A 25,712-nucleotide genomic window follows, 5' to 3' on the forward strand; every position below is an offset into this window, starting at 1 on the left:
CAGCGACGACAACAGTACGCATGTACGGTTAGGAGCTGCAACGCAGCCATCGGCATTTTCTCGGGCTCGCGTCTCTGCCCGCCATTTAGATTTTTCGCCTTACGCCTTTAAATACGGCGGACAGCTCAACTGAACGGCATTACATGCAGCGCCTGCTATTTTTACGCCGGCCCGATGCTGACCCAGTACGGCGTGTGCAGGACGATCCTGATCGGCAGGGAAACCTGCAGCAGCGCCAGTATCCGGTCGGTATCGTTAAGCTGGAAAATACCATCAACCGGCAGCCGCGCCACAGCCGGGTCGCAGCGCACCACGCCCTTGCGGTAGCGGGCCAGCTGCGCCAGCACCTCGCCCAGCGGCATGCGTTCGGCAATCAGCACGCCCTGCAGCCAGGCCTCGCTGTTGGCCGGTGCGGCGGCAACGCTGGCCACCGCGTTTGCGTCAAAACTGGTTTGCCAGCCGCTATGAATGGTGCGGGCCGCATGCGGTGCCTGCGACGGCACGATTTCCACTGCGCCCGCCATCACGCACACATGCGTGCGCGGCGAGAACAGGCTGCCTTCCTCGCGCACGGCGAAACGGGTGCCGAGGGTGCGCACGCTGCCGCTGCCCGAACGCACTAGCAGGGGGCGCGCCACCTTCGCCGGGTCGGCTGCGCTGCGCAAATGGATTTCACCTGCATGCAGCACGATCAGTCGCGTCTTGTCGTCGTAGGCGATATCGATGGCAGTGGCGCTATTGAGGGCCAGCTGCGTGCCGTCGGGCAGCGGCAGTTGCCGGATCTCGCCGGTGCCGGTGACGATGCCGGCACACCAGGATTGCCACCATGGCGAGCGGCTGGCCAGCCATAGCGGGGGCGCGGTGCAGGCAATCAGCATGGCCAGTTGCTTGACGGCGCGGCGGCGTTCTCCTCGTGGCTGTTGCTGGCGCAGCGCTGGCGGCACCATGGTCAACGTCTGGCACAGCAATTCGGCACGCCGCCAGGCCTCAATATGATCGGGATGGCCATCACGCCAGGCGTCGAATTGCTGCTGTTCGGCGGTGCTCAAAGCGCCGTCGCGCAGCCGCACCAGCCACTGCGCCGCTACCCGCGCTGCGGCGGGATCGATGGCGGCGCTCACAGCATCAGCACGATACACTGCTCGAAGGCCTGCACCAGATGACGCTTGACGGTGCGCTCGCTGATACCGAGACGCGTTGCGATCTCGGCGTAGCCCAGGTCATCGACATGCGCCATCAAAAAAACGCTGCGCACCGCATCGGGCAGACCATCGAGCATGGCGTCCAGGCGCTGCAGCGCCTGCAGGATGATCAGGCGCTCTTCCGGCGACTGCATCAGCAGCTCCGGCTGCTGCGCCAGGGCTTCGAGCCAGGCTTGTTCCAGCGACAGGCGCCGGTAATGGTCGATCAATAAACGCTGCGCCACCGTGGTCAGGTAGGCGCGCGGTTCACGCAAGGCCGGCATGGCCGCCGGTGGCGCCGCCAGCAGGCGCACGAAGGTATCGTGCGCCAGGTCGGCCGCCTGGTCGGCGCAAGGCAGCTTGCCGCGCAGCCAGCGCAACAGCCAGCCATGGTGGCTGCTGTAGAGGCCGGCGATGGCCTGGCTGGACTGCGCAATATGCACGAGGGGCCTTTTATAAATGAGAATACTTCTCATTATCTCAAGGTTTGTGCTGAACCGTCAAGGCTGGCGTCGTAGCTGAAACTGCTGCCGCATCAGGCAGATGGCCCCGCTTCAGGCGGCCTTCGGCGCGAGCCGCAAGCGCTGCTGCGTCAACTGAGGCATGGCTGCTGCTTCATGATTGAGCTTGAATATGCTGACACGCGTTGCCAGGCTGCTGGCACTGTCCTGCAAGGACGATGCCGCGCTGGCCGCCTGTTCGACCAATGCGGCATTTTGCTGCGTGGCCTGGTCCATCTGGCTGATCGCCTGGTGGATTTGCTCGATACCTGAACTTTGCTCTGCGCTGGCTATGCTGATCTCGCCCATGATGCCGGTAACGCGTCCGACGCTTTGCACGATTTCCTCCATGGTGGTGCCGGCCTCATTGACCAGGCGGCTGCCGTTATCGACCTTGTCGACCGAATTGGTGATCAGCTCCTTGATCTCCTTGGCTGCGCCTGCCGAGCGGTGGGCAAGATTGCGCACTTCGGACGCGACGACCGCAAAGCCGCGCCCCTGTTCGCCGGCACGGGCCGCCTCGACGGCGGCATTGAGCGCAAGAATATTGGTCTGGAAGGCAATACCATCGATCACGCCGATAATATCGACGATCTTGCGGGCCGAATCCTTGATTTCCTGCATCGTCACGACGACATTTGCCACCACGGCGCCGCCGCGCTGCGCCACTTGCGATGCACTTGCCGCCAGCTCGCTTGCCTGGCGTGCATTGTCGGCATTCTGCCGCACCGTGCCGGTCAGCTCCTCGACCGAGGCGGCCGTTTCCTCGATCGAACTGGCTTGCTGCTCGGTGCGCGCCGACAGGTCCATATTGCCGGCGGCAAGCTGGCTCGACGTGCTGGCAATCGCCTCGCTGCCGGTGCGTACTTCCTGCACGATGCCGGTCAGGCTCGCCGTCATGTCACGCAGGGCCGCAAGCAACTGGCCAAATTCGTTGTTCGACGTGACGTCGATCTGGCCGCTCAGGTCGCCACCGGCAACGCGGCGTGCAACCACGATGGCCTCGTCCAGCGGTTTTGTAATGGCACGCACCAGATAGACCGTTACGCCGGCTGCCAGCAGCACGGCAAAGGCGACTGCCAGCAGGACCATCAGATTGATTGCGCGCATCTCGGCGTGCAGGTCCTTGCTTTCTTGTATGTTTCGGGCCGACATGAAATCCTGCAGTTGCTGATAGGCTTTGTGGCCCTTCAGATAGCCCGGATTGATATCGCGTATCAGTATTTCCTGTGCGCGATCCCAGTCACCGGCCTCGATTGCACGGCTGGCGTCGGCAATCAGCGTCTGCCCGAGATCCTGGCTTTCGCTCAGCCAGCGGTTCACCGCGTCCTTGGTTTCCTGGCGTATCAGGGAGGCCAGCAATGCCTCGCGTTCCTTGCGCAGTTGCGCAGTATTGTCGGCAATGTTCTTGAAGTGATTGCCCAGCGGGTGGTCGTGCATCACCGCATACTTGCTGCTCGGATTGTGTTGCAGCGCTTGCAGAATCTGGCTGCGGTTCGACTCCATGCGAAAAATCAGGCTGGCGATGGCCAACTGCTGTTGTGCGGCCTTGAGCGAGATATCTTCCAGCAGCGCTACCGAACGATTGGTTGCGTAGTGGCCAAACGTTCCGACAGCGATGGTGACGATGATCAGCAAGCCGATGACCGACATAATGAGATGCTTGATGCTAAAGTTTTTCATGTGAGATAGATGTATATAGTTATATAAAGTGACATCTCCAGGACACAGGCGGCTTGACCAAGCAAATCAATGTAGTGTGGAACGACGTCGCGCAGAGCAATGACTGGCTAACTTATCAGCAGTCTCTCAAAGCAATAATTTGATGAATTTGATGAATTTGATATAAAATCTCAAATCGTGACGCATTATTACATCAAATATTGCCCATAGCAAACATATTTTGGTAAAATCATCAGTATCGTGAAATTGGCATTCCTTTAACAACAGCAAGCTAATGAAAAGGCACTACATGCAGGCAAGCACCGAAAAGGATGCGAACACGGCCATCGTCACCACCACCAGGGCGGCCGATTTGCTGGGCGTGGCAGTGAGCACGGTACAAAAGTGGGTGGAATTGGGCAGACTGGAGTCGTGGAAAACGCCGGGCGGCCATCGTCGCATTCCGCTTGCCTCCATTTACAGCGTATTGCGTTCGGGCGATGCGGATATAGCAGTTGCAAGTACGCCCCGGCAAGTTGAAAACATGCGGGCGTTTGCAAGCGCTCCCATGCCCGACGGGCTGCGCGAGGTGGTCGATGAAGTCGTGCGGCTGCGCGCCACGCGTGCCAGTGGCCTGCTCGATACGCCGGCGCACATCAATTACGACCGGATAGTCCGGATCGCTGCCCTGCTCACCGACATGCCGGTTTCACTGATTTCACTGCTTGATGAAGACCGCCAGTGGTTCAAGGCGCGCCTGGGCATGAGCAGGACCGAGACGCCACGGTCCTGGGCATTTTGCAATTACACCATTCTCGACGACAAAATCATGATCGTCGAAGATGCGCTGCAAGACCCGCGCTTTGCCAACAATCCGCTGGTCACTGGCCAGGAAGCGATCCGTTTTTACGCCGGCGTTCCCCTGCTCGATAAAAATGCCTGCCGCCTCGGCAGTTTGTGCGTACTCGATCGCAAGCCGCGCCAGTTGAGCCATGAGCAAACCTGGGCCCTGACGGAACTTGCCACTATCGTTTCGGAAGAAATACAGCGAGGACCATGAGCGCTGCTGCGCCACGGCCTGGTGCTACCCCTGATAGCGCAAGGCCTCGATCACCAGCGAAAACGCCCTCGACGAGTGGCGGCGCGACAGGTAATACGCATGCAGCGCAGGAAACGCCGGGCAGTATTCGTTCATTACGCTGACCAGTCGCCCGTCCTTCAGCCAGGGCGCGACCATCTCGCGCGACAGAAAGGCCAGTCCGACGCCATACAAGGCGGCGTTGAGCATCTGGCAGGCGCTGTTGAAGGTCGCCTGGCCGCTCACGCGCACGTCCACCATCTGCCCGCCCTCGCACAGTTCCCATGCATACACGCCGCCATTGCCGGCAAGACGCAGGGTGATGCAGTTGTGCTGCTGCAGTTCGGCTATCGTTGCCGGTGGCCGCCGTCCGCGCCAGTAATCGGGCGAGGCGACGATGGCCATCTGCACGTCCGGCGTCAGCCTGACGGCGATCATGTCCTGCTCGACCTGGTTGCCATAGCGCACGCCGATGTCGTAGCGCTCGGCGACGATATCGTGCATGCGGTAGTCGGAATTGATCTCGATGCGCAGGTGCGGGTATTGCGGCAACAGATGGGCCAGGCGCGGCCACAACACGCTGTCGATAATATGGTCGATGGCCGTGATGCGGATGGTGCCGGCCGGCGTGCCTCCCATGTCGCTGATGGCGGCGATTTCTGCTTCGATCTCGGCAAAGCGCGGCGCCACCGTGTCGATCAGGCGCTCGCCGGCGGCGGTCGGCGCCACGCTGCGGGTGGTGCGCGCCAGCAGTTGCACACCCATGCGCGCTTCCAGCGCCCGCACGATATGGCTCAGCGCCGACTGCGACATGCCCAGCGTGGCGGCGGCGCGCGTAAAACTGCGTTCGCGCGCCACGGCGAGAAACACCTGGATGTCATTGATATTGTCACGCGCCATGGGAGCTTGAAGTGAGAGGCAATGGTGCATTCTAACAGCCGGCAGGAGCCCTTGGATTGATGACTTGCGCGCATAAACCCTAGTAAATGCGGCGTGTTTTCAGGCGTGCTAACGGGGCTAACATCGATGCTTCCTTCTCAAGCTCATCGATTCCCATGCAACTATCTCCTCCTTTGACGGACAGCGACAGCGAGCCCGCAGTACCCGCCTGGAGCGCCGTCGGCGCCATGACCATGTGCGTGGCACTGCTGATCGCGGCCGAATTCATGCCCGTCAGCCTGCTGACGCCGATTGCCCGCGACCTCCGCGCCACGCCTGGCATGGCTGGCCAGGCAATCGCCGTCTCGGGCCTGTTTGCTGTCGCGACCAGCCTGTTGATACCGGCCGCCTCGCGCCGCTTCGACCGCCGCCAGGTGCTGATCGCACTGACCTGGGCCATGCTGGCTTCACTGGTGCTGATCGCCATGGCCCCCAGCTTTGCCGTGCTGATGCTGGCACGTGCCCTGCTGGGCATCACCATCGGCGGCTTCTGGGCACTGTCCACCGCCACCGTCATGCGGCTGGTGCCGAGCGAAATGGTGCCGAAAGCACTGGGCTTGATGTACACCGGCAATGCCGTGGCCGCCGCGCTTGCCGCGCCGATGGGCAGCTACTTTGGCGCCATCATCGGCTGGCGCGCCACGTTCTGGACCCTGGTGCCATTGGTGCTGGCCAACCTGCTGTGGCAAGCGGCCAGCCTGCCGTCCATGCCGCCCGACACGAAAACCTCGCCAGTCAGCGTGCTTGGCCTCCTGAAACGGCGCCACGTAGCGCTGGCAATGGCCGGTGCCATGCTGTCGTTTGGCGGCGCGTTCACCAGCTATACGTATTTTCGGCCCTTCCTCGAAACCTATACGCAAGTGAGCGTGCCACAGATGTCGATGCTGTTGCTGGGCTTGGGCCTGGCAGGCTTTGCCGGCACCTATGGCGCCACCATGTTGCTGGGCCGCCATCTATACGCCTTGCTGCGCTGGCTGCCGCTGGCACTGGGGCTGGTCACTTTGCTGCTGCTGGGCCTGGGCCATCATCTGTGGGGCGTGGCGCTGGCGCTCGTTGCCTGGGGGGCGCTCAATGCGGCCATTCCCGTCGCCTGGTCGACCTGGCTGACGCGCGGCGTGCGCGACGCGCCGGAAAGCGGCGGCGGCCTGATGGTGGCGGCGATCCAGCTGTCCATCATGTCCGGCGCTGCGCTGGGCGGGCTGCTGCTCGACCATCTGTCGATTACGGCCACCCTGATGGGCGGCGCGGCGCTGCTGGCCATGGCCTGCCTGCTGGTGGGCAATGGCCGCAGCCTGCAGGCACAGGAACGATAAGTTGCATTTTCTCGCTACCGCACAACCCCACATTTTTTCAACCAGGAGATACCCCTGAAATACCGCGCCTTGGTCGCCGCACTATTCGTCACTTTATGCATCAACGCTACAGGAGCAGATATGTCCGGAGGAGCCAACAATTTTTACGCCAGCACTGCAGTGACGGCACAGAAAGTCGTTTTCAGGAACCAGTACCAGATGAACGTCGCAGGCAATCTGTATCTGCCCGCCGGCTACCGGCCCGGTGATCGCCATGCGGCCATTATCGTCGGCCACCCGATGGGCGCGGTCAAGGAGCAAAGCGCCAACCTGTATGCGCAAAAACTGGCAAAACAGGGTTTCGTGACGCTGTCGCTGGATCTGTCGTTCTGGGGCGAAAGCGAAGGCCAGCCGCGTAACGCCGTGTCGCCGGACATCTACGCCGAGGATTTCAGCGCTGCCGTCGATTTCCTCGGCACGCAGGCGTCGGTGGACCGCCAGCGCATCGGCGTGCTGGGCATCTGCGGCAGCGGCAGCTTCGTCATCAGCGCGGCCAAGATCGACCCGCGCATGAAGGCGATTGCCACCGTCAGCATGTATGACATGGGCAGCGCCAACCGAAACGCCCTGAACCACTCGCAAACGCTGGCGCAGCGCAAGCAGATCATTGCCGCTGCAGCGGCCAGGCGCGACGTGGAGTTTGCCGGCGGCGCGGTTGCCTACACCGGTGGCACAGTGCACGCGTTGAACGCCGACAGCCATCCGATCGAACGCGAATTCTATGATTTCTACCGCACGCCGCGCGGCGAATACACGCCAAAAGGCGCCACCACGCTGACCACCACCCGCCCTACCTTGACCAGCAACGTCAAGTTCATGAACTTCTATCCGTTCAACGATATCGACACGATCTCGCCGCGCCCGATGTTGTTCATTACCGGCGACCAGGCGCACTCGCGCGAATTCAGCCAGGACGCGTATCGCCTGGCCGGTCAGCCCAAGGAACTGCTGATGATCGCCGGCGCCGGCCATGTGGACTTGTACGACCGCGTAGACCTGATCCCGTTCGACAAGCTTGCCAGCTTCTTTCGCATGAATCTGAAATAGGCAAACTCATGTTCATGGCGACAGCGCACTAGCGGTTCTGGTACAGGCTTTCAATCAGCATGCCGCCACGCATTTTCTTGACGCCTGGCGCCAGGCCGGCCGGACAAGCGCCCTCGAAGGTGGCCTTGATTTCGGTGTGCTGAACTTCGGTCTTGCCCTTCAATTCAAATGTGGTGTCTGCGCTCAGGGTGTACGCCTTGGCCAGGTCGCCCTTGAAGGTGCCTGCCAGCCCGGCGTCCGGGCAGCTGGCCTGAAAACGATAGCTGTCACCATCGCGGCTTTGTGACGCGATCTTGCATTCGGCCTCAAAATTGGCCCACAGGTCGTCATCGATCAGGCGGTCTTTGCTTTGATCGACACAGATTTCCCAGGAAAATGGCGAGCTGGCCGGCGTGACTTTCCACAGTCCGCTTGCGCGTTGCAGGCGTTGGACCGGCTCTGCTGCCGAGGCAGTGATGGCAGCGGATGAGGAAAATACGGTCAGTAACAGCAGGGCTGCGGCGTGCTTCATATTGATGATACTCCAGCTGAAAACGCTGAATATAACAAGCCGCGCCCGTGACTGCCACACGGTTGGCCCGGTCGACTAACACATGACTTTATCGGGCGTGATCGGCGTACTGCGCACCCGCTTGCCCGTGGCGTGATAGATGGCGTTGGAAATTGCCGCTGCCACGCCGACAATGCCGATCTCGCCCACGCCCTTGGCGCCAAGCCGACTGACGATGCGGTCGTCCTCCTGCACGAAGATGACATCGATATCGTGGATATCGGCGTTCACGGCCACATGGTATTCGCCGAGGTTGTGGTTCATGAAGCGGCCCAGCGCATGGTCCATCTGGGTTTCTTCATGCAGCGCCTGGCTGATGCCCCACACCACGGCGCCGCTGACCTGGCTGGCGGCGGTCTTGGTATTGATGATGCGCCCGGCGGCCACGGCGCTGACCACGCGCGTGACCCTGACGGTGCCGAACTCCTCGTCCACGCGCACTTCGCAAAACACTGCCGAGTGCACCGCGCGCACGTATTTTTTCTGCTTCAGCATGTTCGGCAGCAGCAGGTATTTTTCCTCGACTCTGCTCGTCTCGGCCGCCTTCAGCAGGGCTGCCAGCGCGATACCTGTCTCCTGCGTGCGGCGCAGTCGCACGTGGCCGTCGACAAACTCCACGTCGGCAAAGCGCGCCTTCGGGAACGGTGAGTCGGGCAGCTGTTTGGCCAGCTTGAACAGGGTTTTTTTCAGCTTTTCGCAGGCGCCCTGCACTGCCGAACCCACCGTGGCCACATGCGAGGAACCTCCTTCGATCGGCGCCACCGGCAAGGTCGAGTCGCCAAGCTGGAAGGCGACGTGCTCCAGCGGCAGGCCCATTTCTTCTGCCGCGATGGTGGCCATCACGGTGTAGGTGCCGGTGCCGATATCGGTGGCCGCGCTGCTAACCACCAGGCGCCCATCAGCATGCAGTACGGCGCTGGCGCGGGCAAACATCTGCATCGCATCCCAGATGCCGGTCGCCATGCCCCAGCCCACCCACTCAGTACCTTCCTTGCGGCTGCGCGGCGCCAGCGGACGCGCATTCCAGCCAAAGCGCTCGGCGCCCTGCGCATAGCAGGCGCGCAGCTCCTTGGTCGAATACGGCAAATCGTCCATCGGGTTCGACTCGGCATAGTTTTTCAGCCGCAGGGCCAAGGGGTCGATACCGACCTGGTACGACAATTCGTCCATCGCCACTTCCAGGGCATGCACGCCGTGCGCCGCGCCCGGAGCGCGCATGTCCATCGGGCTGAACTGGTCCAGGTCCACCAGTTGGTAGCCGAGGCGAATGTTCTCGCACGCGTACAGCTGGCCCGACCAGTTGACCACCACTTCCACATAGTCTTCAAAGCGCGAAGTCTCGGCCACCGCATCATGCGCAATCGACTGCAACACGCCGTCGCGGCTGGCCGCCAGCTTGAGCCGCTGCCATGTCTCGGGACGGTGGCCGAAGGTGAACATCTGCTGGCGCGTCATCACCACGCGCACCGAGCGCTGCAGCATCAGCGACGCCATCACCGCCAGCGGCAACTGGTATTGCGGACGCAAGCCGGCGCCGAATGCACCACCCACATACGGGTTGCGCACCGTGACTTCAGAGCGCGACAGGCCAAACACGCGCGACACATACCAGCGGCTGTTCTGGGAGCTCTGCGTCTTGTCGTAGATGGTCAGGTGGCCGTCAGCGGACCTGATTACGGTCGAGGCAAACAGTTCGAGCGGATTGTGGTGCTCGACGCCGCTGTAGTATTCACCTTCGATCTTGCAGTCGGCGTCTTGCCAGGCCTGTTCGGCATGACCTTTTTCATCGGGCGGCGGCGAGTAGCCGGCCTTGAAGCCTTTCGGCTTGTGCGGGCGTGACAAATAATTGAGCAGCCCCGTTTCATGCGCTTCTTCTTCATAATGCACGATCACCAGCGCCGCCGCATGGCGCGCCGCCTCGAACGTTTCGGCCACCACCAGCGCCACCGGCTGGGCGTTGCTGACGATCTGCTCGTCGTACAGGGGCCGGAACGGCGCGCCGCCGGGGGCGGTCATGTCCTTGTAGAACAGGTCGAAGCTGCGCATTTTCGGCCGGTTCAGGTAGGTGATCACCTCGATCACGCCAGGCTGGGCCAGCGCGGCGCTGGTATCGAACGAGACGATGCGCCCCTTGGTGATGCTGCTGTTGACCACCACGCCATGCAGCAACTCGTTTGCCACCTCATTTGCCAACCCGTCGGCCGCGAATTCGGCCGCATAGCGCGCCGCGCCCGTCACCTTGTCGCGCCCATCGATGCGCGAGACGGAAGTACCGGTCTTTACATGGCCGGTGCCTGCGTCCGCCGTCGGCGTGCGCAGTTCCGGGATCAGGTCTGTCATCGGTCCGCTCATGCCGCTCCCCTTGCCATGACAGTGCTGCCATGGCCTGTGTTGTTATAAGTACCTGCCACCGCCATGGCCAGCGCGCGTACGATCGCGCGGCGCGCCATGACGATCTTGAACTCGTTGCCGCTCTGCCCTTGCGCCCCTTGCAACAGGCGGTCGGCAAAGGCGCCGAAACGGGCCGGGTCGGGCGCACCCTGCAACAGTGCCTCCGCCTCGGGCAATCGCCATGGTTTGTGCGCCACGCCACCGAGTACCACCCTGCCTTCGCGGATCACGCCGTCGTCGCCGATATCGAGCATGGCCGCCACCGATACCAGCGCAAACGCGTACGAGGCGCGTTCGCGCAGTTTCAGGTAAACCGAGTGCGCCGCAAACTGCTGCGCCGCCGGCAAGGCGATATGCGTGATCAGTTCACCTGGCGCCAGATTGGTGTCGATATGTGGCTGGTCACCGGGCAGGCGGTGAAACTCGCCGAAAGGAATCTTTCGCTCGCCATTGCCGGAGCCCACATGCACCACAGCGTCGAGCGCGCGCAGCGCCACGCACATGTCGGACGGATGGGTGGCGATGCAGGAGTCGCTGGCACCAAGAATGGCGTGCTGGCGCGAGATGCCGCCGATGGCAGGGCAACCGCTGCCCGGCTCGCGCTTGTTGCACGGCACGCCAACGTCATAGAAATAATGGCAGCGCGTGCGCTGCAGCAGGTTGCCGCCGTTGCTGGCCATATTGCGGATCTGCGGCGAGGCGCCAGCCAGGATGGCGGCGCTCAGCACTGGATAACGCTCCAGCACCAGAGGGTGATAGGCGGTGGCCGCATTGCGCGCCAGCGCGCCCAGCAGCAGGCCGCCGTCTTCTGCATCGTCGATGGCGTCCAGCGCCAGACGGTTGATATCGACCAGGCGCTGCGGTAACATGACGCGCTCTTTCATCAGGTCGACCAGGTTGGTGCCGCCAGCGATAAAGCGCGCGCCTTCAGCCTGGATCTGCGTCAGCGCAGCAGCCTGGTCGAACGGCACCACGAAAGAGAGCGGATTCATGCGGGCACCATGCCGACCGGCGCATGCGCCTGGCCTTCCTGTGTTTCGGCAGGCAGTTGCATCACCTCGGCCAGAGCCGCGACGATCTGCGGGTAGGCGCCGCAGCGGCAGATATTGCCGCTCATCAGCTCGCGTACCTGGGCGCGCGTCTGCGCCTGGCCTTCGGCGATCAGGCCCATGCTGGAACACAGCTGGCCCGGGGTGCAATAGCCGCACTGGAAAGCATCGTGGGCGATAAAGGCCTGCTGCAGCGGATGCAGCGCGCTGCCTTCGGCCATGCCTTCGACGGTGGTGATCTCGCGCCCTTCCTGCATGACGGCCAGGGTCAGGCAGGAATTGATGCGCTTGCCGTCAACCAGCACGGTACATGCGCCGCACTGGCCGTGGTCACAGCCCTTCTTGGTGCCGGTCAGGGCCAGGCGGTCGCGCAGCAGGTCAAGCAGGCTGACCCAGGCTTCCACATGCAACTGTTGTTGCTGGCCGTTGACGCTCAGCTTGAGCGGGTAAAGGGGAACCGGAGGCACCGGCGCCTGCGCCTGCGCGGAAGAATTCGGTGTTGCGGGTAAATGGGTACTCATGGCAAACCCTTCCAGATGACTCGTGGGGATGCCTGAATATTAAGATTGTAGCGAGCGATGTTATATGCGGTCTCGCACATATGGGCGAATGAGTAAAATCGCTGCGCCTGCTGGCGGCCTCAAGCTTGTGGTGCGGTGCGCCTTTTCCAGTCAAACACGGGCAGACTGATGCGCGTTTTCATGGTGCCGTCCCACTCGACCTGGAAACCGGCCTGGCGCAGCGCTTCGGCAATCACCTGGCCCGCCTGCCTGCCGCGCGCGTCGTCGTCGCCCAGGTCGCCAAAGGCCAGCATCACGCCTTGGCCTTCGACGGCGCGTTCGACGTCCTGCCCGTGATAAAAACAGTAAGCCGTGTAGTGGCCGTCGGGCGCCTCTGCCACGGCTTCGGCCACGTCGGAATAACCATCGGACTGCGTGTAGCCGGCATTGGCCAGCGCGCAGACGCCCCGCTCGTGCAAGTCATAAAAGACTTTGTCGAGCCGGTCACAATCGGTCAGCGCTGGCCAGCTGCGCTCGGCCTTTTGCTTCTCGCGCAGCTTAGAGCCGATCAGGGAGCGCAATTCGTCGACATTGCAGTCGTCATCGACGATATCGTCCATCATCTGTTCGATATCGTCGCGCGTGTAAAAGCCCGACCACACCCACTGGGCTATGCTGTCGGCAACGTGTTGTTCACTGTCGTTCAAGCATCGCCCCGTTTCACCGGCTTCAAGGCCAGCACATACAGAACTGCAAGCGGCCCCAGCAAGGTCACCATGCAGGCCATGGGCGAGGTGATTTTCAAGTTACGGCGCTTGGCGATGAAGAGGCAGGCAAAGGCAGACATCGACCAGATCAGGGCAGGAATATAGGCAGTCATGGTGCACTCCGCGATAGCGTTCAGGGAAGAGGCATAGTGACATGGACTTGCGAGCGTAGCAATAGAGGTTTGCGCATGGGTGCCGCAACTGACCGCCAGCAGCGATACATTCAGCCGTTCTTAAGCTTGCCGACTACAAGTGCGGCGTCGATTTGAGATGCTGCTCGACCAGTATTTTGGCGGTCATCAAGGTCACGCCTGAGGTAATACGGCCCTGCTCCATGGGCTTCCAATGATTATCTACTCGCCGAAATGACCAGGTATTGATGCCGTGGCCCCTACCACCGTGCTCGACCGCCACGATGGCGTCGTTACCGCTGACAGCGCCAAGCACGAAACGCATTGACGGCCTGCCAGGGTCCAGCACGCAGCTATCATTGTAATCGCCCCCCTGATCGGCCAGTCCCGTGTGCTCGACCAGATAAGCGCTGACCTCGGCAGGCAAACCTGCCAGCGTATTGACCCTGCTCCAAGCGGGCGGGCTATCGGATGCCTCAGGTGGCGCGGCAAACGCCGTGTTTGCCAACAGCAAGCCACCTACACCCCACGTCACTAGCCGATGCCATGTTGCCATGCTTTGCTCCCGAAATAACTACCAGCTGCCGATGGTATCAGAAGCGTTCGCGCGTTCAAGCGAAGATGCATCTGGTAACACATGGGCCGTACGGGCGCGGCCGGCCGGGTTCCAACTTGCCTGGTCCCGGCCAGCCATGGGCGATCAGTGCTGGCCGATTCTGGTGATCTTCAGCGAGTTGGTGCCGCCCACCTTACCCATCGGTTCGCCCCAGGTGACCACCACGGTGTCGCCTTTCGATACCACCTTGTGCTCGACCAGCAGCTCTTCCGCCTGTTTCAGGACCTTGTCGCGGTCGGTGCCCGATTCCAGGCTGATGGTGCTGACGTTGCGGTACAGCGCCAGCTTGCGTTGCGTGGCCACGCTCGGGGTCAGCGCCACGATCGGGATATCGATATTGCAGCGGCTCATCCACAGCGCGGTCGAACCCGATTCGGTCAGGGTGGCAATTGCCTTGACGCGCAGGTGATAGGCGGTAAACAAGGCGCCGTAGGCGATCGACTGGTCGATGCGGGTAAAGGTGGCGTTCAAAAAGTCGGCGTCGAGCTTGACGGTGTCCCATTTTTCCGCGTCGAGGCAGATGGCGGCCATCGCTTCCACGGTTTCGATCGGGTAGCGGCCCGAGGCCGTTTCGGCCGAGGTCATCACGGCGTCGGTGCCGTCGAGCACGGCGTTGGCCACGTCGGACACTTCGGCGCGCGTCGGCACGGCGTTGACGATCATCGATTCCATCATCTGGGTGGCGGTAATGGCCAGTTTGTTCGAGGCGCGCGCCATCCTGATCATGCGTTTTTGCAAAGCCGGCACGGCCGCATTGCCCACTTCTACCGCCAGGTCGCCGCGCGCCACCATAATGCCGTCGGAGGCGTCGAGGATTTCCTGCAGCGCAGGAATCGCTTCGGCACGTTCGATCTTGGCGATCATCATCGGCTTGTGGTCCCACGCTTCGCCGGCAATATTGGCCAGCTGGCGCGCCATGACCATGTCAGTGGCGTTTTTCGGGAACGATACGGCCACGTAGTCAGCCTGGAAACTCATGGCGGTCTTGACGTCTTCCATGTCTTTCGCCGTCAGCGCCGGTGCGGACAAACCACCGCCCTGGCGGTTGATGCCCTTGTTGTTCGACAGTTCGCCGCCGATTTTCACGGTGGTGTGTATCTCGCTGCCCACCACTTTGTCGACCGTCAGCACGATCAGGCCGTCATTTAGCAGCAGCACGTCGGCGGTGCGCAGGTCGCGCGGCAGCTCCTTGTAGTCGAGACCGCAGCGTTCCTGGTTGCCCAGTTCGCCGTTTTCGCCCCATTTTGAGTCCAGCACGAATTTGGCGCCGTTTTCCAGGAATATCTTGCCTTCTTCAAACTTGCCTACGCGAATTTTCGGGCCTTGCAAGTCGGCCATGATGGCCACTTCGCGGCCACATATCGCTGCCGCTTCACGCACCATGCGCGCGCGGTCGATGTGGTCCTGCGCCTTGCCGTGCGAAAAGTTCAGGCGCACCACGTCGACGCCGGCCCTGAACATCCGTACCAGGGTGTCGATGTCATTCGAGGCAGGGCCGATGGTGGCGACGATCTTGGTCGCGCGTTGCTGGATTTGCAGAGTCATTGTATGTTCTTTCTATAAAAGGTCGTTGCCGGCTGGACCTTATGAGTTGCCGGCTGAACTGCTGGGGTCAGACCCGACGGGTCTGACCCCGGATTTCTGCTGCGGGCTACAGGACTAACCGTTAACCGCTGTTGCGCAAACCAGCCGCAATACCGTTGATCGACAAATGAATGCCGGTACGGGCCGCCGCGTCCTGCTTGCCTTCGCGGAAGCGTTTCAGCAATTCCACCTGCACGTGATTGAGCGGGTCGATATACGGGAAGCGATGGCGGATGGAACGCTGCAGCAGCGGGTTGGCTTGTTGCAATTCTTCCTGGCCTGTAATCAGCTTCAGCGCGTCCAGGGTGGCCGCATATTCGGCGCGGATGCGCGTGAAAATGGCGGTGCGCAAGGCTTCGTCCTTGACCAGCTCGGCATACCTGCCGGCAATTGCGATATCGCTCTTGGCCAGCACCATGTCCATGTTCGACAGCAAGGAGGTAAAGAACGGCCAGTCCTGGTACATGCCGCGCAGCAACTCCGCGCCCGTTTCCGGATGCGCCTTCATGTACGCTTGCACGGCCGAACCGAAACCGAACCAGCCAGGCAGCATCAAGCGGCATTGCGCCCAGCTCAAGACCCACGGAATCGCGCGCAGGTCTTCGATCGAGGTCGATTTCTTGCGCGAAGCCGGGCGGCTGCCGATATTCAGGGCGGCAATCTCGGCAATCACGGTCGACTCCCAGAAGTATTGTTCAAAACCTTCGGTGCCGTAGACCAGCTCGCGGTAAGCGTTCAGTGCCGTGCCGGACAATTCTTCCATCGCGGCCAGATGGCCCGCACCGGCCGAGGCCTTGGGCTGCAACTGTGCTTGCGGCAGCAAGGTCGATTGAATGGTTGCCGCCACCAGCACTTCCAGGTTGCGGCGCCCGACTTCCGGGTTCGCATATTTGGCGGTAATGACTTCACCCTGCTCCGTCAGACGGATCTGGCCTTGCACGGCGCCGGCCGGCTGGGCCAGGATGGCTTCATAGCTGGGGCCGCCGCCGCGGCCAACCGAACCGCCGCGGCCATGGAACAGGCGCAGCTTGACCTGGTGTTCCCTGAACACGTTCACCAGTTCGATCTCGGCCTTGTACAGCTCCCAGCCCGAGGTCAGGAAACCGCCGTCCTTGTTGCTGTCCGAATAGCCGAGCATGACTTCCTGCTGGCGGCCACGCGAGGCCAGCAGGCCGCTGTAGAACGGCAGGCCGAACACGCGCGACATAATGGCCGGGCCGGCGCGCAAGTCGTCGATGGTTTCAAACAGCGGGATAATATTGACGTCCACTTCCAGCTTGTCCTGTCGCAGCAAGCCCACTTCTTTCAGCAGCAGCGCCACTTCCAGCAGGTCCGAGACGCTGGCCGCCTTCGAGATGATGCAGTTCGGTACCGATTCCCGGCCGTATCTGGCATGCGCCTCGCGCACCGCACGGAAGATGTCGAGTTCGCCCGTAGTTTCTTCCGAGTATTGCGTATACGGCGACATCAGCAGGCGCGGCGAGGCCAGTTCCTTGAGCAGCAAGGCGATACGCGCTTCTTCGTCCAGCTCCAGGTAGACCAGGCCAGGCTGTACGCCGGCAAACAGTTCGCCCACCACGCGCTCGTGTACGTCGGAATTCTGGCGCAGGTCCAGCGGCGCCAGCGAGAAGCCGAACACCTTGACGGCGCGGCGCAGCTGGCGCAAGCGGCCACGGGCCAGCGCGCGCAAGCCGTTGGCCACCAGCGATTGATGCACCACATCCAGGTCGGCCAGCAGTTCGCCGGCCGAGGCGTACGGCTGTACGCCGTCAAGCTGCCTGCCCTTGCCGCAAAGAACAAAACGCGCCGCTTCCACCCGCGCCACCACGCCGTGCAGGGCGCGTCGGTAGGGCTCGTCGGCATGGTGCGGCGAGGTGTCGGCCGAGCGCTCGGCCAGATCGGCCAGCTCAACGCTGCAGCCATTGAGTTTTTGCGCCAGCGACAGTTGCGAAGCCAGTTTGCGCAATTCTTCCAGGTAAAAACCGAAGACCTTGCCGGCCTGCTGCTGCAAGGTGCTGCGCAGGATATCGGCCGTCACGAAAGGGTTGCCGTCGCGGTCGCCGCCGATCCAGCTGCCGACCTTCATAAAGTTCGGCAGTTCCACGTCTTCCCAGCGCGCATCGCGCTGAGCCAGCATGGTTTCGAGCGAAGAATACAGCTGCGGCAGTTCGCGCAAAATCGTATGGTCGTAGAACGACAGGCCGTTTTCCACCTCGTCCATCACCGACAGCTTGGTGGTGCGCAGCAAGCGCGTCTGCCACAGGGTGACGATGCCGCGCCCCAGCGCATCTTCGTTCTGCCCGGCTTCCTCGGGCGTCATCTGCATGCGGTCGCGTTCATTGAGCAGGCGCGCAATGGCCATCTGGCAATTCTGGATGCTCTTGCGCTGCACTTCTGTCGGGTGCGCCGTGAATACGGGACTGACAAAAGCATCTTCAAAAAAGGTTTCCAGCGCATCGGCCTTGCCGGCGTCAAACACATTGCCGATGGCATGGCGCAAGCTGCCCTGGCGAGGCGGCGAACCGGCGATCAGGTGGGCGCGCGTGCGGCGGATATGGTGCTGGTCTTCGGCAATATTGGCCAGCAGCGAGAAATAGCTGAAGGCGCGTATCAGTTGCGTAGTTTCTTCCTGCGACATGGTTTCGAGCGCGTCGGACAATTGCGCGCGTGCCGCTTCGTCATTATCGCGGCGGAAACGGATCGCCAGCTGGCGCACGTTTTCGATGCCGTCGAAGGCGGCGTCGCCGAGTTGGCTGCGGATGGCGTCGCCCAGCAGGCGACCCAGCTGGCGGATATCACTGCTGAGCAGTTCGTCTTTTACTTCATTCATTTGCATGGTAGTCATTCCCGGGGCAGCCGCAAGCGGACCGCACTGATTGCGCATATGCATCTCCGTCAAGGAAAACGCATTCTTCAATTTGTAGTAAATTTACTTCAATGCCCTTGCATCTCCTTCATTATGCACCCTCTTTCCATGCAAAAAGGGGGTTACAGGGCTTGTTGCCTGCTTGCTCGTGGGTGATTGCTCCAACAATATGAAAATTTACTACGCATTAAGGTGAAATGCAATCTGCTTTTCATCCGCAGGCCATGAAAACGACGTTCTTTTGCTGTATGCTGGCGCCAGAAACAAGGATGTATTCCACATCTTTGACAACCTGGCCTGCCATGCGACTGACCGCCTATACCGACTACACCCTGCGCACCCTGATGTACCTGGGCGCCAACCGCGACCGGCTGGTCACCATCCAGGATATTGCCGACCTGCATTTGATTTCAAAAAACCATCTGATGAAAGTGGTGCATCAACTGGGCCTGTCCGGCATCGTGGAAACTGTGCGTGGCCGCAACGGCGGGCTGCGCCTGGCGCGCGCGCCGGGAGAGATCAATATCGGCAAGGTGGTGCGCGAGACGGAAAGTGATTTCTTTATGGCGGAATGTTTTAACAAGGACAACAACACTTGTCCCTTGACGCCGGGTTGCAAATTGAAGTCGGCGCTGGGCCAGGCCACCGGTGCCTTCCTGGCCGTGCTCGACAAGGTGACGCTGGAAACGATCCTGGCGTCCGCGCCGGCCGCGCTGGCGGACGTGGACCTGGCGAACGTGATTCCCCTGAAGCTTGAAAACTGACAGCGGTCTCAGGCCTGGCGACGCCCGACCAGCAAGGTGAGCAATTGCGCAAGATCGACCGGCTTGACCAGGTGATGGTCAAAGCCGGCCTCGAACGCACGCCGGCGGTCTTCCTGCTTGCCATAGCCGGTCAGCGCAATCAGTTGCGCCCGCGCGGTGACAGCGCCCGCGCGCAGGCGGCGCGCCAGTTCATAGCCGTCCATGCCGGGCAGGCCAATATCGAGGATAAACACCTCGAAACACTGCGACTGCGCCATGCGCAGCACGCTGTCGCCGTCATGAGCAATCGTCACATCGAAGCCGCGCGAGCGCAGCAGGGTGCCAAGCATCCGGGCACCGTCGACATGGTCGTCAAGCAGCAACACCGAAGGCAATTGCGCCGTTGCCGGCGGCATGGATTGCGCTGACCCCTGCAGGGACGCCGCCTCGCCATGCAGCGGCTGCGCCTGCGCCAGCGCCAGCGGCAGGCAGACAGTCAGGGTACTGCCCTGCCCCAGGCCTGGGCTGGCCGCCTGCACGGTGCCGCCATGCAGCTCGACGATGCGCTGCACCAGCGCCAACCCCAGGCCCAGGCCGCCCTGGGCGCGGTCCGGCGTGCGCTCGGCCTGCACGAACAGCTCGAACACATGCGGCAGCAGGTCCGGCGCCATGCCGATGCCATTGTCGCTGACGGTGATGCAGGCCTGGTCTTGCACCAGTTGCAACGATAGTTCGATGCGCCCTCCCGGCGCCATGTATTTGGCGGCGTTGGCCAGCAAGTTGGCCACCACCTGCACCAGCCGGGTACGGTCGCCAAGCACGGCTACGGCCGCGGGCGGCAGGGCCAGCACCAGCCGGTGGTCGCGCGCCTCGATCGCCGGGCGCAGCTGTTCGATGGCGCCATGCAGCACTTCGCGCAGGTCAAGCACGCGCCGGTCCAGCTGCACCAGGCCGCGCGTCACGCGCGACACGTCGAGCAGGTCGTCTACCAGGTTGGTCAGGTGGCGCACCTGGCGCTGGATCACGCCGGCCGACTTCTGCACGCGCTGCACATCGCTGGCACCGAGCAGCAACAGCTGGGCCGCGCTGCTGATGGGCGCGAGGGGGTTGCGCAATTCGTGCGCCAGCATGGCCAGAAATTCGTCCTTGCGCGCGCCGAGCCGGCGCAACTCGTCTTCGGCGCGCTTCTGGTCGTCGATATCGGTGCAGGTGCCCATCCAGCGCGTGATGCTGCCATCGTCGGCACGGATCGGCAAGGCGCGCCCCAGCACCCAGCGATAGCTGCCGCTGTGGTGGCGCAGCCGGTACTGGATTTCATAGGTGTTGCCGGTGGCCAGGCTGGCATGCCAGGCGGCCCAGGCACGTTCGCGATCATCGGGGTGGAAAATATCATTCCAGCCGGCGCCATTGGTCGAGCCGTACGGCACCCCCGTGTAGCTATACCATTGCTTGTTGTAGAAATCGTGGTAACCATCGGGCAGGGTCGACCATACCATCTGCGGCATGGCGTCGGTGATGATACGGAACTTCTCCTCGCTGCGGCCCAGCGCTGCAGCACTGTGCTCGCGCAAGGTAGCAGCCCGGATCAGGTCCGCCACTTCCCTGAGCAGGATCGCAGCCTCCGCATGGCCGATATCGCTGGACGCCTGCAGCTCGCGCAACGCTGCACTGAGGTTGGCCAGCACATCGCGCAGCGTGTCCTTGCCGGCCAGCCTGAAGTCCGGTACTTGCTCGACCATATGCATGATGTAGTGCAGCTCGCCACCGGCGTCGTGCACCGGAATGTCCTGCACCTTCCAGCCGTCGTACGGGCACTCGTGACGCTCGCCGGCAATCACATCGACAAGCTGGCGGCCGACAAGATCCGCTCGCTGGCATCCGGACAGGCGCAGATAGGCCTGGTTGGCCGCAAAGATGCGCTGTTGCGGCGTAAGCAGCAGGCAGGGCGTGGGCATGGCATGGAAAAATGGCGCAAGCTCGAGCGGCACCGCTCCGTGTTCCATGGACAGGCGCGCCGGCGCACCGTCATCGTGCGGAAAAGTCGGGGGCATATCCATTGAACATCAAACTCCAGTCACGTAGGGCGCAACTATGCCACGATAGTCGGGCGGCAGGCAGTTTTGAGTTGCCCTGAAGACAAAAAAAGGGCCGGTAACAACACCGGCCCTGCCCTGTTGCGTCAGTGACGACGCACAATGTGACTACTCAGCTCAATGCGCGCTGGCGCCCGAGGCGCCGATGCCCGTTTCCGAACGCATTTGCTGCGCTTCGTAGCCTGCGCGGTCGATGCGCGCGCGCGGGCTCTTGTCGAGCACCGAGAACAGCCAGATGCCGACGAAACCGGCCGTCATCGAAAACAGCGCCGGCGAAGCGTAAGGAAACAGTGCTTGCGGATGGCCCAGCACATCGACCCACACCGATTTCGACACCACCGTCAGGCCCACAGCAGTGATCAAGCCAAGGAAACCGCCGATGGTGGCGCCACGCGTGGTGCAGTCTTTCCACAGCACCGACATGAACAGCACCGGGAAGTTGGCCGAAGCAGCAATTGCAAAAGCCAGCGAGACCATAAAGGCGATGTTCTGCTTTTCAAACGCGATGCCCAGCACGACAGCGACAATGCCCAGCACAATCGTGGTCACGCGCGATACTTTCAGTTCATTCGCGCCGGTTGCCTTGCCCTTCTTGATGACCGTGGCGTACAGGTCATGCGACACCGCCGACGCGCCCGACAGGGTCAGGCCGGCAACCACCGCCAGGATGGTGGCGAACGCCACGGCCGACATAAAGCCGAGGAACACATTGCCGCCAACCGCCTTGGCCAGGTGCACCGCCGCCATATTGTTACCGCCCAGCAGTTTGCCGGCCGCATCCTTGAACTCGGGATTGGTGCTGACCAGCACGATGGCACCAAAACCGATAATGAAGGTGAGGATGTAGAAGTAAGCGATCCAGGTGGTGGCCCAGAACACCGATTTGCGCGCTTCCTTGGCACTTGGCACCGTGAAGAAACGCATCAGGATGTGCGGCAGGCCGGCCGTGCCGAACATCAGCGCCATGCCGAACGAGATCGCCGAGATCGGGTCCTTGATAAAGCTGCCAGGGCCCATGATGGCTTCCTTGGCGGCGTGCACGTCGACCGCCTTGGCAAACAACGCTTCCGGGCTGAAGTTGAACTGCGCCAGCACGGCCACGGCCATGAAGGTGGCGCCGCCAAGCAGCATCACGGCCTTGATGATCTGCACCCAGGTGGTGGCCGTCATGCCGCCAAACAGCACGTAGATCATCATCAAGGTACCGACCAGCACCACGGCGATCCAGTATTCCAGACCGAACAGCAGCTTGATCAGCTGGCCGGCGCCAACCATCTGTGCGATCAGGTAGAAAGCCACTACCACCAGCGTGCCGGAAGCGGAGAAAATACGGATCGGCGCCTGCTTGAAACGGTAGGCGGCAACGTCGGCAAAGGTATAGCGGCCCAGATTGCGCAGGCGCTCGGCCATCAGAAAGGTGATGATGGGCCAGCCGACCAGAAAGCCGATGGCATAGATCAGGCCATCGTAGCCATTGAGGAACACGGCGGCGGAAATGCCGAGGAAGGACGCGGCCGACATATAGTCGCCGGCGATCGCCAGGCCATTCTGGAAGCCGGTGATGCCGCCACCGGCCGTATAGAAATCGGAGGCCGATTTGGTCTTGGCGGCCGCCCACTTGGTGACGAACAGGGTAAACACGACGAACACGGCGAACATGATGATCGCCGTCCAGTTGGTCGGTTGCTGCACTGCCTGGCCCAGATCGGCGCCGGCGGCCATGACGACGCCGCTGCCGCCTGCCAGCGTCAATCCTGCCAGTGCGCGCCGGAACTGCCTGAGGGCGCTCATGCCTGCACCCGCTTGGCGATGGCAGCCGTCAGATCGTCGAACTGCTTGTTGGCGCGATTGACATAAATACCGGTAACGACCACCGTGAAGACGATCACGAACAGGCCGATCGGCATGCCCCAGGTCATCACGCCTGCACCCGTTTTTGAGGCAAGAAATTCCTTGTTGAACGCGATCAGCAGGATGTAGCCGTAATAGACCACCATCATGGCGGCCGTGAGCCACCAGCCGAAGGTTGAACGCACCTTGACCAGCTTGTGATAATTCGGGTCGCTCTTGATTTTCTGAACCAGATCGTCTTGCATTTTGTTGCCTCCATTTATATGAAACCATGCTCTTTTGTTTCGAGCTTGGCCTCACAATAAAGGGCGAGGCTTACCCGCCCCTTACGGCGGGCAGTTTTCTTTCAGTTCAAGGGAGATGCCGGGCCAAAAAACTCATGATAGGTCTGGCTTTCCGGCACGCCCAGCTCACGCAGGTAGCCTTTCACGGCGCGCATGAACGGCTGCGGGCCCAGGAAGTATGCATCGATATCGCGCGACTCGGGCAGCCAGCGTTCCAGCTGCGCCAGGTCCAGCAGGCCGACGGCGTCCGGCGCATGGTCAGGCCCGCCATGTTCGGCATAGCAGTAATGACGCTGCAACTGCGGATGCCGGGCCGCCAGTGCGTCGATCTGCGCACGGAACGCATGCACGCCATGGTTGCGCGCCGCATGGATAAAGTGCACCGGGCGCTGGCCGCGCAGGGCTTGGGTCAGCATGGCCAGGGTTGGCGTGATGCCGACGCCGCCGCTGATCAGCACCAGCGGTTTGTCCGATTCGTGCAGCACGAACTGGCCCGACGGCGGCGTCAGTTGCACCGTATCGCCGACGGCCACATTGTCATGGAAATGGTTCGACACCTTGCCGCCCGGCTCACGCTTGATGCTGATGCGATACGTCTCGCCATTGCTGGCGGCCGACAGCGAATACTGGCGCCGCATCGGCACGCCGTCGACACTGGCCACCACACCGATATACTGGCCTGGTGCAAACGCCAGCACCGGTTTGCCGTCCACCGGCGCCATCAGGAACGAGGTGATTTCCTCGCTCTCTTCGACCTTGCTGATCACCTTGAACTCACGCGCGCCGTTCCAGCCGCCCGGCGCACTGGCCTGCGTCTTGTAGATGCGGCCCTCCTCGCCGGCCAGGATATCGGCCAGCTGGCCGTAGGCCGCGCCCCAGGCTTCGATCACGGCATCGGTGGCGATCTCGGCGCCCAGCACTTCACGGATCGCCTTGAGCAGGCTGGCGCCCACCAGTCGATAGTGCTCGGCGCGGATCTGCAGCGCCACGTGCTTGTTGACGATGGTCGACACCAGGTCGCCCAGTGCGTCCAGCCGTTCGATATTGCGCGCATAGGCCAGCACGCCGTTGGCCAGTGCGCGCTGCTGCTCGCCGCTGTGCTGGTGCGCCTGGTTAAAGTAAGGCAGTACTTCCGGATAATCGCGGAACAGGCCCGTGTAGAAGTGCCGGGTCAGCGCTTCGCCACCCTGTTCGAGGATGGGGACGGTGGCGGTGACGATATCGCGTTGTGACTGGGTCAGCATGCAGGACTCCTGTAAAAATGGTCGGCAGATGTGGAAAATCAGATGGCTATGACGGCCCGCCACCGAAAGCGCTGCCCGCCGCCAGGTGCAGCTTGATCAGGGCACCCATGGCAGTTCTCTTCAGGTAGCAATACTGCCAGTGTAGCGACTTATGCCTAAACATTCAAACGTTATACATGTTTAAGCACGCCAGCGATTGCCGTGTTGATCGCCTTGAAAACCAGAGTCGTTGGGACATCTGTAAAAAAGTCCTGTCTTTTGCTGCAATGTAGTCAAGAGAACGTAATAGAATGGCAGGCCGAGCCTATAATCCGGTACCGGCAGACTGGGTCCCGGCGCCGTTCTCAAACGGCGTTGACGGGGACAACGGCAGACCAAACATTATCAGCCAAGGATGAGCATGAATACACAGACAGGCGCGGGCCAGGCCAGACAATTGGCCAGCATTATCAGCCAGTACCATACCCAATTGCTGGAAGGCTGGATGGCCGACCTGATCGGCAGGCTGATGCGCCGTGACAAGATCGCGGAAAACGAATTGCGCCAGCAAGCGTCACAATTTCTGCCATCGCTGGCAGGTTCGCTGGAAGCGAGCGACTCGTTCGATATCGAAGCGCGCGCCTGGGATGACACGCGCCATCTGCTGAGCGAAATTTCGCAGTCGCGCGTGCGCCAGGGCTATTCGCCGATCGACACGGCCAGCTTCATCTTTTCGCTCAAGGAACCGCTGTTCGGCCACTTGCGCGCAGCCCTGAGCGGCACGCCGGAACAACTGGGCGACGCCATCGTCAATACCAGCATGCTGTTCGACAAGCTGGGCCTGTTGACCATCGAAACCTATCAAAAGGCACGCGAGCAGGTCATCCTGCGACAGCAGCAGGAATTGCTGGAACTGTCGACGCCCGTGGTACAGCTATGGAAAAATGTGCTCGCCCTGCCCCTGATCGGCACGCTCGACAGCGCCCGCACCCAAGTAGTGATGGAAAGCCTGCTGCAGAAAATCGTCGATACCGGTGCGCTGATCGCCATCATCGACATTACCGGCGTACCCACCGTCGACACGCTGGTGGCGCAGCACTTGCTGAAAACCATCGCTGCGGCCCGCCTGATGGGCGCCGACTGCATCATCAGCGGCATCCGTCCGCAGATCGCGCAAACCATTGTGCACCTGGGCGTGAACCTGGAAGACGTGATCACCAAGGCGACACTGGCCGACGCCTTCGTGGTGGCCCTGAAACGCACGGGTTCCACCATCACCTACTCGAAGCAAGAGTACTGAGAAGC

Annotated in this window: 22 protein-coding genes; 5 read left to right on the plus strand and 17 right to left on the minus strand. The window is 61.8% G+C overall.

What is annotated here, in order from left to right:
- Positions 1-161: 161 nt before the first annotated feature.
- The 3 genes from ACQ4WM_RS15320 to ACQ4WM_RS15330 form a co-directional block, all read right to left on the minus strand.
- A complete protein-coding gene (locus tag ACQ4WM_RS15320; RefSeq protein ID WP_436547537.1) occupies positions 162-1,139 on the minus strand; it encodes a FecR domain-containing protein in 978 nt (325 codons plus the stop codon).
- Entirely contained in the window at positions 1,118-1,657 is a 540-nt protein-coding gene (locus tag ACQ4WM_RS15325) for a sigma-70 family RNA polymerase sigma factor (protein WP_436547538.1), read from the minus strand. Before ACQ4WM_RS15325 ends, ACQ4WM_RS15320 begins: the two co-directional genes overlap by 22 nt.
- Positions 1,658-1,735: 78 nt before the next feature.
- The gene (locus ACQ4WM_RS15330; protein ID WP_436547539.1) at positions 1,736-3,364 is read right to left on the minus strand and encodes a methyl-accepting chemotaxis protein; all 1,629 of its coding nucleotides are present in this window, start codon (positions 3,362-3,364) and stop codon (positions 1,736-1,738) included.
- 289 nt (positions 3,365-3,653) lie between these two features.
- Here ACQ4WM_RS15330 and ACQ4WM_RS15335 point away from each other — a divergent pair, with 289 nt between their 5' ends.
- Entirely contained in the window at positions 3,654-4,403 is a 750-nt protein-coding gene (locus ACQ4WM_RS15335; RefSeq protein ID WP_436547540.1) for a GAF domain-containing protein, read from the plus strand.
- A 24-nt stretch (positions 4,404-4,427) separates the two neighbouring features.
- Here ACQ4WM_RS15335 and ACQ4WM_RS15340 read toward each other — a convergent pair whose 3' ends face one another.
- Positions 4,428-5,321 carry a LysR family transcriptional regulator gene (locus ACQ4WM_RS15340; protein WP_436547541.1) on the minus strand — a complete coding sequence of 298 codons (894 nt, stop codon included), beginning with the start codon at positions 5,319-5,321 and terminating at the stop codon, positions 4,428-4,430.
- Positions 5,322-5,476: 155 nt separating this feature from the next.
- Between ACQ4WM_RS15340 and ACQ4WM_RS15345 the strand changes: the two genes are divergently transcribed.
- On the plus strand, positions 5,477-6,673 hold the full coding sequence (locus tag ACQ4WM_RS15345; protein WP_436547542.1) for an MFS transporter: 1,197 nt from the start codon (positions 5,477-5,479) through the stop codon (positions 6,671-6,673).
- A 120-nt stretch (positions 6,674-6,793) separates the two neighbouring features.
- Positions 6,794-7,759 (plus strand): alpha/beta hydrolase, encoded by a 966-nt coding sequence (locus ACQ4WM_RS15350; RefSeq protein ID WP_436547543.1) that lies wholly within the window; start codon positions 6,794-6,796, stop codon positions 7,757-7,759.
- 28 nt (positions 7,760-7,787) lie between these two features.
- Here the strand turns inward: ACQ4WM_RS15350 and ACQ4WM_RS15355 are convergent, their stop codons facing one another.
- From ACQ4WM_RS15355 to ppc, 9 genes are all read right to left on the minus strand, one after another.
- Positions 7,788-8,270 carry a DUF3617 domain-containing protein gene (locus ACQ4WM_RS15355; RefSeq protein ID WP_436547544.1) on the minus strand — a complete coding sequence of 161 codons (483 nt, stop codon included), beginning with the start codon at positions 8,268-8,270 and terminating at the stop codon, positions 7,788-7,790.
- A gap of 75 nt (positions 8,271-8,345) precedes the next feature.
- Entirely contained in the window at positions 8,346-10,649 is a 2,304-nt protein-coding gene (locus tag ACQ4WM_RS15360) for a xanthine dehydrogenase family protein molybdopterin-binding subunit (RefSeq protein WP_436547545.1), read from the minus strand.
- Between the two features lie 8 nt (positions 10,650-10,657).
- Entirely contained in the window at positions 10,658-11,692 is a 1,035-nt protein-coding gene (locus tag ACQ4WM_RS15365) for an FAD binding domain-containing protein (protein ID WP_436547546.1), read from the minus strand.
- Complete coding sequence (locus ACQ4WM_RS15370; RefSeq protein ID WP_436547547.1) at positions 11,689-12,270, minus strand: (2Fe-2S)-binding protein; 582 nt, start codon at positions 12,268-12,270, stop codon at positions 11,689-11,691. The genes ACQ4WM_RS15365 and ACQ4WM_RS15370 overlap by 4 nt, the downstream gene beginning before the upstream one ends.
- 119 nt (positions 12,271-12,389) lie before the next feature.
- Positions 12,390-12,956 carry a DUF6891 domain-containing protein gene (locus ACQ4WM_RS15375; RefSeq protein ID WP_436547548.1) on the minus strand — a complete coding sequence of 189 codons (567 nt, stop codon included), beginning with the start codon at positions 12,954-12,956 and terminating at the stop codon, positions 12,390-12,392.
- On the minus strand, positions 12,953-13,129 hold the full coding sequence (locus ACQ4WM_RS15380; RefSeq protein WP_436547549.1) for a hypothetical protein: 177 nt from the start codon (positions 13,127-13,129) through the stop codon (positions 12,953-12,955). Before ACQ4WM_RS15380 ends, ACQ4WM_RS15375 begins: the two co-directional genes overlap by 4 nt.
- Before the next feature lie 133 nt (positions 13,130-13,262).
- A complete protein-coding gene (locus ACQ4WM_RS15385; RefSeq protein WP_436547550.1) occupies positions 13,263-13,703 on the minus strand; it encodes a hypothetical protein in 441 nt (146 codons plus the stop codon).
- Between the two features lie 144 nt (positions 13,704-13,847).
- Complete coding sequence (gene pyk, locus ACQ4WM_RS15390; RefSeq protein WP_436547551.1) at positions 13,848-15,308, minus strand: pyruvate kinase; 1,461 nt, start codon at positions 15,306-15,308, stop codon at positions 13,848-13,850.
- 121 nt (positions 15,309-15,429) lie between these two features.
- On the minus strand, positions 15,430-18,183 hold the full coding sequence (gene ppc / locus ACQ4WM_RS15395) for a phosphoenolpyruvate carboxylase (protein ID WP_436547552.1): 2,754 nt from the start codon (positions 18,181-18,183) through the stop codon (positions 15,430-15,432).
- 332 nt (positions 18,184-18,515) lie between these two features.
- Between ppc and ACQ4WM_RS15400 the strand changes: the two genes are divergently transcribed.
- Complete coding sequence (locus tag ACQ4WM_RS15400) at positions 18,516-18,977, plus strand: RrF2 family transcriptional regulator (protein WP_436547553.1); 462 nt, start codon at positions 18,516-18,518, stop codon at positions 18,975-18,977.
- Between the two features lie 8 nt (positions 18,978-18,985).
- Here the strand turns inward: ACQ4WM_RS15400 and ACQ4WM_RS15405 are convergent, their stop codons facing one another.
- From ACQ4WM_RS15405 to hmpA, 4 genes are all read right to left on the minus strand, one after another.
- On the minus strand, positions 18,986-21,013 hold the full coding sequence (locus ACQ4WM_RS15405; protein ID WP_436547554.1) for a PAS domain-containing hybrid sensor histidine kinase/response regulator: 2,028 nt from the start codon (positions 21,011-21,013) through the stop codon (positions 18,986-18,988).
- A gap of 153 nt (positions 21,014-21,166) precedes the next feature.
- Complete coding sequence (locus tag ACQ4WM_RS15410) at positions 21,167-22,771, minus strand: cation acetate symporter (protein ID WP_436547688.1); 1,605 nt, start codon at positions 22,769-22,771, stop codon at positions 21,167-21,169.
- Positions 22,772-22,836: 65 nt separating this feature from the next.
- Positions 22,837-23,145: a DUF485 domain-containing protein gene (locus ACQ4WM_RS15415; protein ID WP_436547555.1), complete on the minus strand. Its 309-nt coding sequence runs from the start codon at positions 23,143-23,145 to the stop codon at positions 22,837-22,839.
- 101 nt (positions 23,146-23,246) lie between these two features.
- A complete protein-coding gene (hmpA, locus tag ACQ4WM_RS15420) occupies positions 23,247-24,428 on the minus strand; it encodes an NO-inducible flavohemoprotein (RefSeq protein WP_436547556.1) in 1,182 nt (393 codons plus the stop codon).
- Positions 24,429-24,828: 400 nt separating this feature from the next.
- Here hmpA and ACQ4WM_RS15425 point away from each other — a divergent pair, with 400 nt between their 5' ends.
- Positions 24,829-25,707: an STAS domain-containing protein gene (locus ACQ4WM_RS15425; RefSeq protein WP_436547557.1), complete on the plus strand. Its 879-nt coding sequence runs from the start codon at positions 24,829-24,831 to the stop codon at positions 25,705-25,707.
- Positions 25,708-25,712 lie beyond the last annotated feature (5 nt).

It is taken from the genome of Janthinobacterium longum (assembly GCF_051380735.1).
Lineage (GTDB): Bacteria > Pseudomonadota > Gammaproteobacteria > Burkholderiales > Burkholderiaceae_D > Janthinobacterium.

Bases quoted from the DNA above. Each gene is read 5' to 3' on its own strand.
- ACQ4WM_RS15345 (WP_436547542.1), top strand. From the start codon at position 5,477: ATGCAACTATCTCCTCCTTTGACGGACAGCGACAGCGAGCCCGCAGTA.
- ACQ4WM_RS15380 (WP_436547549.1), bottom strand. From the start codon at position 13,129: ATGACTGCCTATATTCCTGCCCTGATCTGGTCGATGTCTGCCTTTGCC.
- ACQ4WM_RS15405 (WP_436547554.1), bottom strand. From the start codon at position 21,013: ATGGATATGCCCCCGACTTTTCCGCACGATGACGGTGCGCCGGCGCGC.
- pyk (WP_436547551.1), bottom strand. From the start codon at position 15,308: ATGACTCTGCAAATCCAGCAACGCGCGACCAAGATCGTCGCCACCATC.
- ACQ4WM_RS15400 (WP_436547553.1), top strand. From the start codon at position 18,516: ATGCGACTGACCGCCTATACCGACTACACCCTGCGCACCCTGATGTAC.
- ACQ4WM_RS15415 (WP_436547555.1), bottom strand. From the start codon at position 23,145: ATGCAAGACGATCTGGTTCAGAAAATCAAGAGCGACCCGAATTATCAC.
- ACQ4WM_RS15355 (WP_436547544.1), bottom strand. From the start codon at position 8,270: ATGAAGCACGCCGCAGCCCTGCTGTTACTGACCGTATTTTCCTCATCC.
- hmpA (WP_436547556.1), bottom strand. From the start codon at position 24,428: ATGCTGACCCAGTCACAACGCGATATCGTCACCGCCACCGTCCCCATC.
- ACQ4WM_RS15350 (WP_436547543.1), top strand. From the start codon at position 6,794: ATGTCCGGAGGAGCCAACAATTTTTACGCCAGCACTGCAGTGACGGCA.
- ACQ4WM_RS15360 (WP_436547545.1), bottom strand. From the start codon at position 10,649: ATGACAGACCTGATCCCGGAACTGCGCACGCCGACGGCGGACGCAGGC.
- ACQ4WM_RS15365 (WP_436547546.1), bottom strand. From the start codon at position 11,692: ATGAATCCGCTCTCTTTCGTGGTGCCGTTCGACCAGGCTGCTGCGCTG.
- ppc (WP_436547552.1), bottom strand. From the start codon at position 18,183: ATGCAAATGAATGAAGTAAAAGACGAACTGCTCAGCAGTGATATCCGC.
- ACQ4WM_RS15425 (WP_436547557.1), top strand. From the start codon at position 24,829: ATGAATACACAGACAGGCGCGGGCCAGGCCAGACAATTGGCCAGCATT.
- ACQ4WM_RS15385 (WP_436547550.1), bottom strand. From the start codon at position 13,703: ATGGCAACATGGCATCGGCTAGTGACGTGGGGTGTAGGTGGCTTGCTG.
- ACQ4WM_RS15335 (WP_436547540.1), top strand. From the start codon at position 3,654: ATGCAGGCAAGCACCGAAAAGGATGCGAACACGGCCATCGTCACCACC.
- ACQ4WM_RS15325 (WP_436547538.1), bottom strand. From the start codon at position 1,657: ATGAGAAGTATTCTCATTTATAAAAGGCCCCTCGTGCATATTGCGCAG.
- ACQ4WM_RS15370 (WP_436547547.1), bottom strand. From the start codon at position 12,270: ATGAGTACCCATTTACCCGCAACACCGAATTCTTCCGCGCAGGCGCAG.
- ACQ4WM_RS15340 (WP_436547541.1), bottom strand. From the start codon at position 5,321: ATGGCGCGTGACAATATCAATGACATCCAGGTGTTTCTCGCCGTGGCG.
- ACQ4WM_RS15410 (WP_436547688.1), bottom strand. From the start codon at position 22,771: ATGGCCGCCGGCGCCGATCTGGGCCAGGCAGTGCAGCAACCGACCAAC.
- ACQ4WM_RS15330 (WP_436547539.1), bottom strand. From the start codon at position 3,364: ATGAAAAACTTTAGCATCAAGCATCTCATTATGTCGGTCATCGGCTTG.